The 12685-nt window shown below is 42.5% G+C and carries 10 protein-coding genes; 8 read left to right on the top strand and 2 right to left on the bottom strand.

The features are described 5' to 3' along the window. Positions 1–46 precede the first annotated feature (46 nt). The 5 genes from FIV01_RS14055 to FIV01_RS14035 all read left to right on the top strand — a co-directional run bounded on the left by FIV01_RS14055 (position 47) and on the right by FIV01_RS14035 (position 6505). Positions 47–1753 carry a dipeptide ABC transporter ATP-binding protein gene (locus tag FIV01_RS14055; protein WP_152431532.1) on the top strand — a complete coding sequence of 569 codons (1707 nt, stop codon included), beginning with the start codon at positions 47–49 and terminating at the stop codon, positions 1751–1753. 85 nt (positions 1754–1838) lie between these two features. Beyond that, on the top strand, positions 1839–3392 hold the full coding sequence (locus FIV01_RS14050; RefSeq protein ID WP_152431531.1) for an ABC transporter substrate-binding protein: 1554 nt from the start codon (positions 1839–1841) through the stop codon (positions 3390–3392). A 150-nt stretch (positions 3393–3542) separates the two neighbouring features. Continuing rightward, on the top strand, positions 3543–4520 hold the full coding sequence (locus FIV01_RS14045) for an ABC transporter permease (protein ID WP_152431530.1): 978 nt from the start codon (positions 3543–3545) through the stop codon (positions 4518–4520). A gap of 2 nt (positions 4521–4522) precedes the next feature. Further along, a complete protein-coding gene (locus FIV01_RS14040) occupies positions 4523–5461 on the top strand; it encodes an ABC transporter permease (protein WP_152431529.1) in 939 nt (312 codons plus the stop codon). Between the two features lie 156 nt (positions 5462–5617). Next, a complete protein-coding gene (locus FIV01_RS14035) occupies positions 5618–6505 on the top strand; it encodes an SPOR domain-containing protein (RefSeq protein WP_152431528.1) in 888 nt (295 codons plus the stop codon). Positions 6506–6529: 24 nt separating this feature from the next. Here FIV01_RS14035 and FIV01_RS14030 read toward each other — a convergent pair whose 3' ends face one another. After that, positions 6530–7345 (bottom strand): chromosome partitioning protein ParA, encoded by an 816-nt coding sequence (locus FIV01_RS14030; protein ID WP_152431527.1) that lies wholly within the window; start codon positions 7343–7345, stop codon positions 6530–6532. 106 nt (positions 7346–7451) lie between these two features. On the opposite strand from FIV01_RS14030, the gene FIV01_RS14025 reads away from it, so the two are divergent. Beyond that, positions 7452–8348: a response regulator gene (locus FIV01_RS14025; protein WP_152431526.1), complete on the top strand. Its 897-nt coding sequence runs from the start codon at positions 7452–7454 to the stop codon at positions 8346–8348. 284 nt (positions 8349–8632) lie between these two features. After that, positions 8633–9691: a hypothetical protein gene (locus FIV01_RS14020; RefSeq protein ID WP_152431525.1), complete on the top strand. Its 1059-nt coding sequence runs from the start codon at positions 8633–8635 to the stop codon at positions 9689–9691. A 52-nt stretch (positions 9692–9743) separates the two neighbouring features. On the opposite strand, the gene FIV01_RS14015 is transcribed toward FIV01_RS14020, so the two are convergent. Continuing rightward, on the bottom strand, positions 9744–11639 hold the full coding sequence (locus tag FIV01_RS14015) for an ATP-binding protein (RefSeq protein ID WP_216649452.1): 1896 nt from the start codon (positions 11637–11639) through the stop codon (positions 9744–9746). Between the two features lie 80 nt (positions 11640–11719). Here FIV01_RS14015 and FIV01_RS14010 point away from each other — a divergent pair, with 80 nt between their 5' ends. After that, a complete protein-coding gene (locus tag FIV01_RS14010; protein WP_152431523.1) occupies positions 11720–12478 on the top strand; it encodes a substrate-binding periplasmic protein in 759 nt (252 codons plus the stop codon). Positions 12479–12685 lie beyond the last annotated feature (207 nt).

Raw genomic sequence — 12685 nt, 5'->3', positions numbered from 1 at the left:
AATCTCAGACAGGGCAGGAAGCTGCCGGAGCATTAGAGGTCTGGTAATGTCACTTTTAGAAGTTAAGAACCTTCGTATTGAGTACCCATCACGCCATGGTGTACATGCTGCTGTTAAATCGTTGTCGTTCAATATAGAGCGCGGTGAAATAGTCGGTGTTGTTGGTGAATCTGGTGCTGGAAAATCGACAGTTGGTAATGCTGTTATCGATCTACTCAGCCCTCCAGGGCGTATCGCGAGTGGCGATGTTTATTTAGATGGTGAACTAATATCTGGTTTGTCAGCCGAAGAGATGCGACAAGTTAGAGGCTCTAAAATAGGATTTATTTTTCAAGATCCTATGACATCTTTAAACCCCCTATTTACCGTAGAACAGCAGTTAACTGAAACCATCCACGCTAACATGAATGTTTCAGAGGATGAAGCCTATCAGAGAGCTTTGTCCTTGATGCAGCAAGTAGGTATTCCTCAACCAGAGAATCGACTTAAACAGTACCCTCATCAATTTTCAGGTGGTATGCGCCAGCGTGTTGTGATTGCTATTGCTCTAGCTGGTGAGCCGGACCTTATTATTGCGGATGAGCCAACCACTGCATTAGATGTCTCGATACAAGACCAAATTCTCGATCTTATTCGTGATTTGTGCATAAAGAATAATGTTGGATGCATGTTGGTAACGCACGATATGGGAGTGGTGTCGAATGTTACTGATCGCGTTGCAGTTATGTATCGTGGTGATTTAGTCGAATTTGGTGAAACTAAGAAAGTATTGGGCGATCCGGATCACTCATACACGCGAAGTCTCATTTCTGCAGTTCCGCGCTCCGATGCAAAGCTGGAGCGTTTTCCTCTTGTTAACTACATAGAACAAGCACAAGAAATGGAACCTCTTGATGTCAAAAATCATTGGCTTGGCCAAAGTCAGGATCATCGTGAATACAGCGGCTCATTACTGACAGTAGAAAAGGTAAATCTACGTTTTGTGACTAAAGATTCACTATTTGAAAGCCGCCGCGAATATGTTCAAGCCTCTAATAATGTGAGTTTTGAGGTTTATGAAGGGGAAACTTTTGGTCTAGTTGGAGAGTCTGGTTCAGGCAAGTCGACCATTGCGCGCGTGATTGCCGGATTGTATCAACCCAACTCAGGTAAGGTTACTTTTGAAGGTATTGACTTAACGTCTTTGAAATCGGAAAAAGAGCGCCGCCCCATGCGTCGTCAGATGCAGATGGTATTTCAAAATCCGTATACATCGATGAACCCTCGTATGAAGATTTTCGATATTATTGCTGAGCCTATTCGTTTTCATAAGTTAACTGAGAATGAAAACCAAACCAGGCAGATCGTCAATGATCTTCTTGATCACGTTGGATTAGGAAAGATGGCGGGTGTTAAATATCCACATGAGTTCTCTGGTGGACAACGCCAGCGTATCTCCATCGCTCGAGCACTCGCGACTCGTCCAAGACTCTTAATTTGTGATGAGCCAACTTCAGCACTTGATGTGTCCGTGCAAGCTCAGATATTGAACTTACTTAAAGATTTGCAAGATGAGCTTAATCTCACCATGTTGTTCATTAGTCATGACTTGCCCGTTATTCGTCAGATGTGTGATCGCGTAGGTGTAATGCAAATGGGTACCTTACTCGAAGTTGCTCCGACCGAGCAGCTGTTTAATTCGCCACAGCATGAATACAGTAAACAACTTATTTCCTTAATGCCGGAATTTACTGGGTTAAGAGAAGCAATATAACAGGCACAAGCCGAAACATAATTTTAAATTAGTTAAACAGACAATACACATTACTAGGGATTAATCCCGCATAAGGAGTTATGCAATGAAAACCATGAAAAGCAAACTTGCCATGGCTTTAATGGCAGCTGGCTTGAGCTTTAGTGCAGTAGCCGCAGATATCACCGTTGGGTATGCCTCTGATCCCGTCTCATTAGACCCTCATGAGCAGCTATCTGGTGGCACTTTACAAATGTCTCACATGGTGTTTGACCCACTGGTGCGCTTTACGCAGGAGATGAAATTTGAGCCTCGTTTAGCAGAGTCATGGGAGCGAGTAGATAACGAAACCATGCGTTTCCATCTTCGCAAAGGGGTCAAGTTCCACTCAGGGAACGCGTTTACGGCCGATGATGTCGTATGGACGTTTAATCGCCTCAAAGATTCAGCGGACTTTAAGGGTATTTTTGCACCTCTTGTGGCATTAAATAAAGTTGATGACTACACCGTAGAGATCAAAACTGATGGCACTTATCCTCTGATTGAAAATGTTGCTACTTATATCTTCCCTATGGACAGTAAGTTCTATACAGGCAAAACCAAGGATGGCAAGGATAAGTCTGAGATGGTCAAACATGGCAACTCTTACGCTTCGACACACGCATCTGGTACAGGCCCATTCATTATTACCTCACGCGAACAAGGTGTAAAAGTTGAATTCGAACGCTTTGAAGGCTACTGGGACAAAGGGTCAAAAGGTAATGTTGATAAACTAACTCTGGTGCCAATCAAAGAAGATGCCACTCGTGTTGCAGCGCTGCTTTCTGGTGATGTCGATATGATTGCACCTGTAGCTCCAAATGATTACAAGCGAATTCAAAGTGCTAATGGCGTTGACCTATACACTATGCCGGGTACTCGGGTGATCACCTTCCAGATGAATCAAAACAGTAATCCAGCGCTTAAAGATGTTCGCGTTCGTCAAGCGATTGTTTATGCGATCAATAACCAAGGCATAGTGAAAAAAATTATGAAAGGTGCAGGAACACCAGCTGCACAGCAAAGCCCAGTAGGTTACGCAGGTTATAATGATAGTCTTAAACCTCGTTATGATCTGAAAAAAGCTAAGGCGTTGATGAAAGAAGCGGGGTACGAAAAAGGCTTTTCACTGACCATGATGGCGCCGAATAACCGTTACGTGAATGATGCCAAAATTGCTCAATCTGCAGCTGCGATGTTATCCAAAATCGGTATCAAGGTTGATCTGAAAACCATGCCCAAAGCCCAATACTGGCCTGAATTTGATAAGTGTTCGGCAGATATGATGATGATAGGCTGGCATCCAGATACCGAAGATTCGGCTAACTTCACAGAGTTTCTTGCTATGACTCGCAATAGTGAAACGGGCAAAGGACAGTATAACTGTGGGCATTATGGTAACGCAGAAGTTGATAAGCTGATTAATCAATCGAATACCGAGACTGATTTAGGTAAACGTGGTGAAATGCTTAAGCAGGTAGAAGCGACACTTTACGATGAGGCGGCATTTGTTCCTTTGCATTGGGAGGACCCTTCATGGGCCGCGAAGAGCAATGTTAAAATAGGCCCAATTGTCAACGGTATGGATCAGCCTTACTTTGGCGACCTTGTTGTTAAGTAAAGTGTTTTAACTTATCCAAGTGTTTAATATTAATAACTTGGAAACTTGAGGTGTGAACTTTATTTTGATTAAGTGAGCACCTTTTTAATATTCAATGTGCAGGGCAGTGGAACTGCGTATTGAAATCTATGGAAAGTAAAGGGGCAAGGAATGTTTTCGTTTCTGGTCAAGCGCCTATTTCAGGCACTGATAGTGATGTTTGTGATCAGTTTAGTGGCGTTTGCCATTCAGGATAATCTGGGTGACCCATTACGCGAGCTTGTGGGGCAGTCGGTTTCAGAGGCAGAACGTCAGGCTCTGCGTGATGAACTAGGCCTTAACGATCCTTTCATAACCAAATACACTCGTTTTGTCGGCTCTGCGCTTCATGGGGACTTAGGTACATCCTACTTCTTCAAGCGCCCAGCCGTTGACGTTATTTTAGATAAATTGGTGGCGACACTAGAATTAGTGTTTGGTGCCACGCTTATCATTATTGCCTGCTCCATTCCTTTGGGAGTGTACTCGGCGATTCATCCTAAAAGCATTTTCACTAAAGCAGTAATGGCATTTAGTAGTGTGGGTATCTCTATTCCCGTGTTTCTGACAGCCATCATGCTAATGTATGTTTTCTCGATAGAACTTGGCTGGTTGCCTTCATTTGGTCGCGGCGAAACAGTGAATTTGCTTGGCTGGGAATCGGGGTACTTCACTCTTGATGGGCTTGCGCATCTTGTGCTGCCGTGTATCTCTCTTGCCTCAATCATGTTGCCGCTTTTTATCCGCTTGGTGCGTTCAGAGATGCTCGAAGTGTTGAGCTCAGAGTATATTAAGTTTGCCAAGGCAAAAGGATTAGCACTGAACAAGATTTACTATCAGCATGCGTTAAAAAACACCATGCTACCAGTATTGACGGTAGGTGGCGTGCAAATTGGTACTATGGTGGCCTATACGATTCTCACCGAAACCGTCTTTCAATGGCCCGGTACAGGCTTTCTTTTTTTAGAGGCGATTAACCGTGTTGACACTCCACTCATTACCGCTTACGTGATTTTTGTTGGCCTAATATTTGTGATTACCAACACCATAGTCGATTTGTTGTACGGGATCATTAATCCTACCGTGAACCTTACTGGAAAAGGAGCATAATCATGAGCCAAACTGCAACTGCTCCTTCTCGATGGGAGCGCTTTAAGCAATCAGATTTCTTGTACTACTTCAAACGCGATAAAGTGGCAATGACAAGCTTTACCGTGTTTATGCTAATGTTGGTTATGGCGATAGCTGCACCGATATTATCGCCGACCAATCCCTATGATTTATCATCGATTGATATCATGGATTCAGAGTTACCTCCTTCATGGATGGAGGAGGGTGATGAACGCTTTGTTTTGGGAACCGACGAGCAAGGGCGAGATATTTTATCTACCATATTATACGGTTCGCGACTTTCTCTAACTATCGGCTTTTTGGCGGTTGGTCTGCAGCTAGTACTCGGTATTATCATAGGCCTATCTGCGGGTTATTTTGGTGGCCGGATTGATAGTTTATTGATGCGTTTTGCCGATATTCAGTTGTCATTTTCGACTATGATGGTGGCCATCATAGTCTCCGCTATTTTTAAAGCGAGTTTTGGTAGTGACTTTTATAGCCAATATGCAGTGATTATGCTGGTGGTGATTATTGGCGTGGCCGAATGGCCTCAATATGCTCGAACGATCCGCGCGTCAGTATTGGCCGAAAAGAAAAAAGAATATGTCGAAGCGGCCAGAGTGATGGGCTTTAAGGCGCCACGTATTATGTTTCGTCACATTCTGCCAAATTGCTTGTCACCCATTCTGGTTATCTCGACAGTACAGGTGGCAAACGCGATTATGTCAGAAGCGGCTTTGTCTTTCCTTGGACTTGGTTTGCCTGTCGATCAACCATCGTTAGGGGCCTTAATCAGCATTGGCTTTCACTATATTTTTTCAGGTGCCTGGTGGATTACAGCTTTTCCTGGTGTTGTTTTAGTGACACTAGTACTGGTGATTAATTTATTAGGTGACTGGCTTAGGGATGTATTCAATCCTAAAATCTATAAAGGCTAAGCTAACCTCGGATTTTATTATATAGTTGTCATCCAACTAAGAGTCGTAGCAAGTTACGGCTCTTTTTTTGCATCAAGTTTGAATGTTGGCAGGCGCTGTCTCTAGTGATGCCAAGTGATTGGATAGAAAATTTAAGGTTGGAATGAGGATGTAAGAATGGTTGTAAAATCCAAACTTTCTGTGGTTGTACTCATAAACCTTACTGTGTTGGGCTTAACCTTGCCTGATAAGGCTTACACACAGGAATTTTTGTGTGATGCAAGACAAGTATCAAATAGCAGTCTTCCTTTTTTGGAGAATGATTGTCCGATAGGTAAAGGGATGTGGGGAAAAAGAAAGCCCAAACCTGACGCATCTTACTTTTGGATTCAGTGCGGCATCTATAGTGAGCCATTGAGCTTAACTGAAGCGAAACGTATTTATTCCAGTATTACAGCAGATGTTTGGGCTAAACCTGAGGGTGATGTATACCGATGTCTGGTCGGGCCATACAAAGACTTCTCTAATGCCAAACAAGACTTAGTTAGGGTGAAACGTTTGCCGGATTACGGCCAAGCGTTTATCCGCCAGATATCAAAAGGCTCAGCACAGAAAAGTAATACACCACCGAAAAGTAATACACCACCGACGACTAAAGAAGTATCAACAAGATTGCAGCCTAAGCTTGATGCAGGTTCGACTAATCAGCCAGTAATTGCTCATGAACGAAAAGAGAGTATAGCGATTCGCCATAAAATAGTGATTAATGGTGTTGAATATACAGTGCCATATTCACTGCTCAGCAATGACCAGTTTTATATGGAGCATGAGCTACCTTGGAACCGAATGAGCTACGATATGGCGTCTAAGACTTGTGATCAAATGGGGATGCGCCTTGCCAGTAATAGCGAATGGCAATCTTTGTTGAAAGCTAATGTGATGATGAAGGACAAGTGGCCAATGCATTTACCTTATTGGGGGGAAGAAAAAACAGGGCTTTTTTATACCGGCAAGGTGAAGTCACTCAAAGGTTCCTCGTTACTCAATGTTATGTGTGTCAAGTAGCTTTGATATAAGGGCCGAGATAAATTATGGGTCCTTTTTCTCCTCAGCTTTTTTTTCTGACTCTTCAAGTAAATCGAGGTATTTCTTTTCGACAAACTCTTTTTCTTTAGTGACATGATGTAATTGTTGTTGGATAGCTTCGAGCTCTTGATTCGACGGGCCTGCTCCACCTTCTGGCTGTTCGCTGATTTTCTTCTTGTAGTTCTCAATAATATTGAGCAATTGTTGTCTTTCTTGATGATACTCCTTTTCCATTTTATTAAAGCCACCAGATTCACTGACCTGCATATATTCTTTCTCCAGTTGTTCAAACTGTTTTTCGAGTTGCTCTTTTTCTTGTCGCAGGCTGTCAACCGTATCTGATTGCTTGTCGAGTTTATTTTTGGCTTTTCTTAACCCTTCCATGCTCCGATCAAGATCTCCTTTGAGCTTGCGGATAAGCTGGTGAGACTTGGATAGCTGCTGATTAAGATCATCAATGGACTCTTGTTCATCGGCGGTGAGGCTGACTTGACTGGCAGCTTTGATCTGTGAAACTTGGGCCTCTAGAGCTTTTTGAATGATAATGAGGTCGTTTAAAGTGTCATTGTTTTCAGTGGTATAATTGAGAGCGTTTTCAACTGATTTTTGGCAGAGTTCGTAGGTTTGACCATCTATTGTTGGATTTGAGCCAGATTGAGGGCCATGAACAACATCACGTGCGAATTGGCGAAACTCTCGGATCATGAGCAGCAAAATGACGAACCATACCAGCAAGATTAACAGTCCAACATCGACTGCAAGGGCAAACAAACTCTCAGTAGTTATTAACGGAGTCGTGAGAAGCGCGGTTAAATCCATGAACTCATTCTATGTTTTGCGATAACTATAGGGTGTAAGTTTAGTTGTCGTCAGAAATTGTGCCTATAATTTAATATAATCATCCAGCTAGAGCAGAATACTTTTTGTGAAAATCCTGATTGTCGATGACAGTAAAGCGACGTTAGAGATAGTCCGACGAGCATTGGAAAAGTTTGGCTATCGTCGTTTATCCATCCAAAAAGAGGACAGTGCAGTCGGTGCGCTAAATAGAGTAAAGGAATGGCAACCTGAGATTGTTCTTACCGACTGGCATATGCCTGATATGACGGGGCTTACCTTGATTCAAGAGATAAAGAAGCTCGATCTAGGCACCAAGATGGGTATGATTACCACCGTCGATGACCAAGTCCAAATAAACCAAGCCAAATCAGCGGGAGCAAGTTTCGTCTTATCAAAGCCTTTCGTCGATAAAGATCTGCATCGTAAGCTACTGCCTTTGGTGCAAGGGGCAGAAGAAAGTGAGCGCACATTAGATAATATTAATGATGTGCAAAAGGAATTGGCCTTACCTAGGCTCGCTCAGCTCGAAAAGCTGATGAAGCGAGAAGTTGGCGCTCGCCTCACGCTTAGCAACATCCGTAAGCAATCTTTTGATGAAAGTAAAATCCCTTGTTTGCTTGCTATGTACGAAGATGGTGACACCCAGAGAACTCGCGCGGTCGCAATATTAGATATTTACGCGATATGTATATTGTCGCGATCCAATTCGAAAATAAGTAAGGACGACTTGCAACAAGCAATCCATAGTAAGTTGGTGAGCAAGGATATTTTAGATACTTGTCATAAAGTGCTCGATAAATCAGCGCTTGCCTTTCTCGACAGTGCTTCGCGTAAAAGCTTGCGCCTCAAAAGTGTTAGCTTTATTCCTTCTGCCTTTGAGAAGCTTGAGGCTCTGTACAGTAAAGAGCAAGATAAAAGGGTCGATTTCTCCTGTCAGTTTGAAGATTTGGCCCAAGGTAAAATCACGCTAATTGGTTTTTAACCATAACAGTTAGTATTTGAGTCTAATCGCAGAAAGACCTACTTTCTACTATTGTCAGTTCATGTTTGAACTCACTCCCTTTTCTCGTTGAATATGCCCATTGCTGAGCTGAAAAATATAAATCATTCTGGTCTATGGTTTGATGTTTTTTCCGCGTATTTCCCCATAATTCGTTTCTGTTTTTATCACTGAATCATTAACTTTTCGTTCGATTTTATCGGCAAAATGAGATGGCCGAAGGCATATCATTTTTTGCCATTGGCATGATGAGGAACGGATAACCAATGAGAAACGATAACTACAAAAAGAATCTAATATTGCTGGCCATGATGGGAGCCTTAGTCTCTGGGGTTACTGGGTGCAGTGATGACGATGAGTACAAACAAGCATTGGAGTTTTCATCTGATGTTGAGATGCCAATCAGCGGCCTTGCTGCGGGAGATGCGGCAGAACATGGTGAGCAGTATGACTACAGTACCTTAGCGGTATTTGACTGGAAAAACTATGGCGATCAAACTCCAAAACCAAGATTTGGTGTTGTTGAACGCCATGGTGATTCTGCCACTGTTGTACCGCTTGATCAAAGCATCGTTAACTGGCCAGAGTCGGAGCCGAGAGGCAATGATTTAGAGGCTATCTGTCAGATAGACGATACGTATTATCTAGCCGCTGAAAGTAGTTATTATGATGATGGGGTCACACATCAATATGGTCGCTTATTTCTTATTGAACGCAATCCAACACAGGGCACTTTGTATTCAGGGTTGTCAGTCTCAGCGATTTACTCACTTACCGCAACTCCATCGGATTACGATGAAAAATCTTTTGAAGGTTTAGCATGTGCGCGATCTGATAGTAATGATGGTAGCTACAATATCTTATTGGGAGATAGAACATCAGGTGACTTATATTGGGACAAGATACAGCCAATGGCTGATATTACTTCAGATACCACTCAGGTGTTAGATTTAAAACCTGTGGGTAATATACAGGCACCAACAGAATGGGGAACAAGCCGTAATATCTCCGATCTTTTCTACACAGAGCAATGGCATTATCTATATGGTGTGGCTTCGTTAGATCCAGAAGACGATAACGCACCAGAAGGTTCCACTGAGCCCAGTGCGACTATGTACAAAAGTGCTAAAGCATTCTATTTAGAAAGTGATACCTTTATGCAAGGTTTAGAAAGCTCACCACACGAGGTTGCAATTGAAGCGGTTCATTCATTCTCGAATCATAAAATTGAAGGAATTACTGCCTATGGATTAACGGGCGGGATATTCTATGGTTCAGACGATGATACTGATGCCAATGAATATGGCTTAGTTAAAGTTCAATAATCACTCTTAGTCGTATATTCCAGCCAGTAGGCTTGCCTGCTGGCTGTGTTGTTTAGCTTGTGATGTCCAGCGAATTATCCATAGCGGCAGGTATATGCTCGCGTATCGTTTTTTCTATTGTGTCGACGTTGACTGGCTTTGAAATAAACCCACTCATTCCCGCATCAAAGCACAGCTGTTTGTCTTCTTCTAGCACGTTGGCAGTTATGGCAATGATTGGTACTTGACGACCCCAGTTGGACATTTTTCGAATATGTTGAGTGGCAGTAAGCCCATCCATCACTGGCATATGGCAATCCATGAATATTAATTGGTAGTCATGCAGTTTGAAAAGGTCCAGCGCGACTTGACCGTTCTCAGCTACATCACAGCTTAGGTTAAGGCGCTCGAGTAACCTTGTTATCACCACCTGATTAACCGAATTATCTTCCACAACTAATACTTGTGCTTTCGATGATATTGGCTTGTCTTGGTTATTATCACTTGGCTTTTCTAGTACTTTTACTCTGTTTTGCTTGTCTGGTTCATTTTGTGAGGTGATAACTTTTAGACTGCTAGATTGAGAAGGAAGTGGTAACTCTACGGAAAAGCGGCTACCAAGTCCGACTTCACTCGATACTTGTATGTTTCCGCCCATCAACTCGGTCAGCTCTTTGGAAATCGCAAGCCCAAGCCCTGTGCCGCCATATTGCCGCGTTGTACTCCCATCGGCTTGATGGAATTTATCAAAGATAACATCGAGTTTATCTGCTTCGATACCAATCCCCGTATCACTGACAGCAATTTTTAAACCTGATGGTGGGTAGCTGACATTGATTCTAACGAACCCAACCTGAGTGAACTTGATCGCATTACTCACAAGGTTATTGAGGATCTGTTTGACGTGAATGGGGTCTCCTAACAGAGTTTGGGGGACATTGGGTTCAACATCTACCATCATCTGTAAGTGCTTATTATTCGCTTTAACCTCATTAACTCTATGGATATCTTCAATGAGCTGATGAATATCAAACAGTATCGTCTCTAACTCAATTCGACCCGCTTCAATTTTAGAAATATCGAGAATATCGTTGATTATGGTTAGCATATCTTCTGATGACTGTTGAATCATCTTCAGGTATTTCATCTGAGATTGATTCAGGTCCAAGTCTTCCATTAGCGCTGCGATACCGATAATGCCGTTCATTGGGGTACGAATTTCATGGCTCATGTTAGCTAGGAATTCACTCTTACGACGGTTAGCGGTTTCGGCATCTTCTTTAGCACTTTTTAGCTCTCGGTGGTAGGCGTCTAGGCGAATATTTGAGCTATTAAAGTTTTCAGTCAGCTGAGATATTTCGTCTTTAAACATACGAGGGTAGAGCGTAACATTTTGAAGTGAATGATCTTTTTTTACACTTGCTACGGCTTCCGTTATCATGCTGATAGGTTTCATTATAACTATCCAAATGAAGCTCAGTAGTGCGACTAGCAACACAAGGATGCGAACAGCTTCTGCTGCCAATATATGAAAAAACTGCACCCAGAGGTCATCATAGATAGGTGTTAGATCCGACTGAATGACGAGTCTTCCTAGAGAGTAACTTTTATTCCCTAGCTCGTACTCCAAAGGCCAAGTGACGGAAATAGAGTCATGTGATGTGTGGCCTTTTTCAATAATGGATTCGTTACCACTGTATAGGTGAACGTAGTCGACTCTTGGCAAGCTGATTAGGCCTTCTAGCTGAGCGTTCAATAAATCTCTATCTTCGACCCAAAGGCTGGTACGAAGGCTTGGAAGCTGGCTGGTTTTTAGGTTGTCGAGAGTGAGATGCAGGTTATCAATGTCTCTCTGCAACTGGTGATATAGATTGTAGCTGGTGCCTACCAAAGCCAGTATCACGCTAAAGAAGGCAACCGCGTAAACCACTTGTTTACCAATGCTAAGGTATCGACGTTCTTTATTCAAAATATGCAACTACACTCTTAATTAATGTTGGCTATTGTAAATATAGTTTTAATTGCTCAATAATAAAATGGGGATCAATAATGAACTGGAAATTTCACCTAATATCAGCTGTCTTGCTGATGCTGAACATATCTTTGGCGAGTGCAAACAAGATCGACTACTACGTGATTGCAGACCAAGCCAGACCATTTCAGATTGAAACTAAAGGCGCTGACCATTCTGGCATAGTGACGGACATCGTTAAAGAAGTGTTCAAAGATAGTGACCACCAGCTCAATTATCACACTTATCCGTTTAATCGTATGATTTCTATCCTCTCCTCACAAGACCAAGGTAATTGGATTACTTACGGCAGCCCTAATTGGGGGAACGTTCAGTCGGAGAATTTATCGGAAGAACCCATCTATACCGTGCGACATAATTTGTTATTTAGCAGTAAGAAGCCGATTGATTATACCAAGGCATCTGACCTGAATGGCAAAGTGGTCGTATTACTGATGGGGTTTGATTATCCAGAACTTCAGCCCTATTTTGCAAGTGGGGAAGTACAAGAAATGCGAGTTAAAAATTATCAGTCGGCATTTCGAGTGGTTGACCGTCACCCCGGAGAAATGGTGTTTGTTGAAATGGGTTCCAGAATTATCTACAACCAAAATCAACTTAATCTTGATAAAAGCCTTTATGCTCAGCAAGGGTTCAATGACGTGATACCTGATTACTCTGTGTACCTGGCTTTATCACCCACCATGGACAAAGAAGTTCAAGACTATATTAATAAGCGTCTAAAAGTACTGAAAAAACAGGGTAAAATTGACGAAATCATTAACAAGTATATTTAACGACGAGTTCTTTGTTCTTGCTTGTGAACAAGGGTTAATAGCGGGAATCGCAACAGCTATTCCCGCATAGCTTTGAATCATCATAGATATATAAAACACTGGCTAATTTTATATAAGCCAGCGAAGAGGCGATAGCTTGTTTTTGTGACAAAACAACAGAGCAAACATGTTAATTGCTCGCGCATAAAATCTGTATCTCGGCAGTAA

This window comes from Vibrio aquimaris (assembly GCF_009363415.1).
Lineage (GTDB): Bacteria > Pseudomonadota > Gammaproteobacteria > Enterobacterales > Vibrionaceae > Vibrio > Vibrio aquimaris.
This window is presented reverse-complemented; position numbering and strand designations above follow the sequence as displayed.

Bases quoted from the DNA above. Each gene is read 5' to 3' on its own strand.
- FIV01_RS14040 (WP_152431529.1), top strand. From the start codon at position 4,523: ATGAGCCAAACTGCAACTGCTCCTTCTCGATGGGAGCGCTTTAAGCAA.
- FIV01_RS14030 (WP_152431527.1), bottom strand. From the start codon at position 7,345: ATGGATTTAACCGCGCTTCTCACGACTCCGTTAATAACTACTGAGAGT.
- FIV01_RS14050 (WP_152431531.1), top strand. From the start codon at position 1,839: ATGAAAACCATGAAAAGCAAACTTGCCATGGCTTTAATGGCAGCTGGC.
- FIV01_RS14035 (WP_152431528.1), top strand. From the start codon at position 5,618: ATGGTTGTAAAATCCAAACTTTCTGTGGTTGTACTCATAAACCTTACT.
- FIV01_RS14045 (WP_152431530.1), top strand. From the start codon at position 3,543: ATGTTTTCGTTTCTGGTCAAGCGCCTATTTCAGGCACTGATAGTGATG.
- FIV01_RS14020 (WP_152431525.1), top strand. From the start codon at position 8,633: ATGAGAAACGATAACTACAAAAAGAATCTAATATTGCTGGCCATGATG.
- FIV01_RS14010 (WP_152431523.1), top strand. From the start codon at position 11,720: ATGAACTGGAAATTTCACCTAATATCAGCTGTCTTGCTGATGCTGAAC.
- FIV01_RS14055 (WP_152431532.1), top strand. From the start codon at position 47: ATGTCACTTTTAGAAGTTAAGAACCTTCGTATTGAGTACCCATCACGC.